This is a genomic window from Parasaccharibacter sp. TMW 2.1891, from assembly GCF_023337675.1.
GTDB lineage: Bacteria > Pseudomonadota > Alphaproteobacteria > Acetobacterales > Acetobacteraceae > Bombella > Bombella apis.
Genome location: NZ_QORT01000006.1, coordinates 2,501 through 5,308 on the forward strand (window position 1 = coordinate 2,501; position 2,808 = coordinate 5,308).

1 tRNA gene and 2 rRNA genes (1 of these 3 running past the window's edge) are annotated in these 2,808 nt (G+C 55.0%); all 3 read left to right on the forward strand.

The features are described from left to right. A 23S ribosomal RNA gene (locus tag DTJ15_RS09050) occupies positions 1-2,486 on the forward strand (it extends 251 nt beyond the left edge of the window). An 85-nt stretch (positions 2,487-2,571) separates the two neighbouring features. Beyond that, a 5S ribosomal RNA gene (gene rrf / locus DTJ15_RS09055) occupies positions 2,572-2,686 on the forward strand. A gap of 38 nt (positions 2,687-2,724) precedes the next feature. Then, a tRNA-Met gene (locus tag DTJ15_RS09060) sits at positions 2,725-2,801 on the forward strand. The last annotated feature ends 7 nt before the right edge of the window (positions 2,802-2,808 follow it).

A 2,808-nucleotide genomic window follows, 5' to 3' on the forward strand; every position in this document is an offset into this window, starting at 1 on the left:
CGGAACAGGCCAGTGTCTTCGAGAGAACAAGCAGAACAGTCTGGAAAGTCTGACCATAGTGGGTGATAGTCCCTTATGCGTAATGTCTCCTGAAGGCCTTGAGTAGGGCGGGGCACGTGAAACCCTGTCTGAACATGGGAGGACCACCTTCCAAGCCTAAATACTCTCTGGTGACCGATAGTGAACCAGTACCGTGAGGGAAAGGTGAAAAGCACCCCGATAAGGGGAGTGAAAGAGACCTGAAACCAGGTGCCTACAAGCAGTCGGAGCCTCTTATGGGGTGACGGCGTACCTTTTGTATAATGGGTCAGCGAGTTTCTGTCCGTAGCAAGCTTAAGCCGATAGGTGTAGGCGTAGCGAAAGCGAGTCTGAATAGGGCGACTGAGTTACTGGTAGAAGACCCGAAACCGAGTGATCTAGCCATGGCCAGGCTGAAGGTGCGGTAACACGCACTGGAGGGCCGAACCCACGCCTGTTGAAAAAGTCGGGGATGAGCTGTGGCTAGGGGTGAAAGGCCAATCAAACTCGGAGATAGCTGGTTCTCCGCGAAATCTATTGAGGTAGATCGTCGTGTATTGCCCTCGGGGGTAGAGCACTGGATGGGCTAGGGGGGCCCAAAGCCTTACCACACCTAACCAAACTCCGAATACCGAGGAGTATGAGCACGGCAGACAGACAGTGGGTGCTAAGGTCCATTGTCGAGAGGGAAACAGCCCAGACCACCAGCTAAGGCCCCTAAATCGTGGCTAAGTGGGAAAGGATGTGGGGATTCCAAAACAACCAGGAGGTTGGCTTAGAAGCAGCCATCCTTTAAAGAAAGCGTAATAGCTCACTGGTCTAATAGAAACCCTGCGCCGAAAATGTAACGGGGCTCAAGCCACGTGCCGAAGCTGTGGGTGCATAGTTTACTATGCGCGGTAGCGGAGCGTTCTGTAAGCCTGCGAAGGAGACGGGGTGACCCTCTCTGGAGGTATCAGAAGTGCGAATGCTGACATGAGTAGCGACAAACAGTGCGAGAAACACTGTCGCCGAAAGTCCAAGGGTTCCTGCGCAAGGTTAATCCACGCAGGGTGAGCCGGCCCCTAAGGCGAGGGCGAAAGCCGTAGTCGATGGGAATCAGGTTAATAGTCCTGAGCCTGCCAGAAGTGACGAACGAGATATGTTGTCAGCTCTTATCGGATTGAGCTGGCTTTTGGACCGTTCCAGGAAATAGCTCTGGCATATAGACCGTACCCGAAACCGACACAGGTGGACTGGTAGAGTATACCAAGGCGCTTGAGAGAACGATGCTGAAGGAACTAGGCAAATTGCTCGTGTAACTTCGGAAGAAACGAGACCCGTTGGTGGGCAACCATCGGCGGGTGGCACAGACCAGGGGGTAGCGACTGTTTAGTAAAAACACAGGACTCTGCGAAATCGAAAGATGACGTATAGGGTCTGACGCCTGCCCGGTGCCGGAAGGTTAAGAGGAGATGTGCAAGCGTCGAATCGAAGCCCCGGTAAACGGCGGCCGTAACTATAACGGTCCTAAGGTAGCGAAATTCCTTGTCGGGTAAGTTCCGACCTGCACGAATGGCGTAACGACTTCCCCGCTGTCTCCAGCATCGGCTCAGCGAAATTGAACTCCCCGTGAAGATGCGGGGTACCCGCGGTCAGACGGAAAGACCCTATGAACCTTTACTGCAGCTTTACAGTGGTATCAGGAAAGTTTTGTGTAGGATAGGTGGGAGGCTTTGAAACCCGGGCGCCAGCTCAGGTGGAGCCATCCTTGAAATACCACCCTGAACTTTTCTGATATCTAACCGAGACCAGTCAGCCTGGTCCGGGACCCTGTATGGTGGGCAGTTTGACTGGGGCGGTCGCCTCCCAAAGAATAACGGAGGCGCGCGATGGTGGGCTCAGGCCGGTCGGAAACCGGCTGTCGAGTGCAATGGCATAAGCCCGCCTGACTGCGAGAGTGACAGCTCGAGCAGAGACGAAAGTCGGCCATAGTGATCCGGTGGTCCCGCGTGGATGGGCCATCGCTCAACGGATAAAAGGTACTCTAGGGATAACAGGCTGATCTCCCCCAAGAGTCCACATCGACGGGGAGGTTTGGCACCTCGATGTCGGCTCATCACATCCTGGGGCTGGAGCAGGTCCCAAGGGTTCGGCTGTTCGCCGATTAAAGTGGTACGTGAGCTGGGTTTAGAACGTCGTGAGACAGTTCGGTCCCTATCTGCCGTGGGTGTAAGAGACTTGAGAGGATTTGTCCCTAGTACGAGAGGACCGGGATGAACGAACCTCTGGTGCACCGGTTGTCGCGCCAGCGGCACAGCCGGGTAGCTAAGTTCGGAATGGATAACCGCTGAAAGCATCTAAGCGGGAAACCAGCCTCAAAACTAGGTCTCACAGGGCCGTCCAAGACCAGGACGTCGATAGGTCAGGTGTGAAAGCATGGCAACATGTGTAGCTGACTGATCCTAATCGCCCATATCTCTCACACACCAAAACACATGCACAGTAGTCAGTCACACTCCAGAAAACACCAACCAAAACACCCCCAAACACCCACATGGGTGAGCGGGAAGACCTGGTGGCCATGGCGGAGGATCCATACCCGATCCCATCCCGAACTCGGCCGTTAAAGCCTCCAGCGCCTATGATACTGCTCCTTAAGGAGCGGAAAAGTCGGTCGCCGCCAGGTCCCCTCGCTCACCCACACCCATAAAAACCACCCACCAACGCGGGGTGGAGCAGCCCGGTAGCTCGTCAGGCTCATAACCTGAAGGTCGTAGGTTCAAATCCTACCCCCGCATCCATACCCAC